1 protein-coding gene is annotated in these 554 nt (G+C 42.6%); it reads left to right on the top strand.

The annotated features are described in order from the left end of the window. Nucleotides 1-161: 161 nt before the first annotated feature. Nucleotides 162-554: phosphoribosylglycinamide formyltransferase (purN, locus tag R8N47_RS27530; RefSeq protein ID WP_318186404.1), on the top strand; the 393-nt coding region annotated here is incomplete at its 3' end.

The raw sequence follows: 554 nt of genomic DNA, 5'->3' as shown, positions 1-554 counted from the left end.
AAGCAAATGAAGAGCAAGTTGAAATCAACTAACTTGTGAATCACGCTAAAAAATAAAATGAATGAGGACGCCACGTCCTCATTCTGCTATCTGGAACATCGAAAACCATTCTAATAGTAGGTAATTTATAGAACCTACAATATCAAGGCAGTCCCAACATCATGAAAAACATCGTGGTCCTAATTTCAGGTAACGGCAGTAACTTACAAGCCATTTTAGAAGCTTGTGAAAACAGCATGCCTAACGCACACGTTGCAGCAGTATTTTCTAATAAATCTGACGCATACGGCCTAGAACGTGCAAAACAGTTTAATGTTGATGGCCACTTTGTTGACCCTAAAGCGTTCGAGTCACGCGAGGCATTCGATGCCGAGTTGATGCAACAAATTGACAAGTATCAGCCCGATGTTGTCGTTCTTGCTGGGTACATGCGCATTCTTAGCGGTGCATTTGTTTCGCACTATCTCGGTAAGATGATCAACATTCACCCTTCTCTTCTACCTAAATACCCAGGTTTACACACCCACCAGCGCGCGATTGACGCCAAAGACAAA

This window comes from Vibrio sp. 2132-1 (assembly GCF_033344315.1).
The sequence above is the reverse complement of the archived record's forward strand: the minus strand, read 5'-3'. Positions and strand labels throughout refer to the sequence as shown.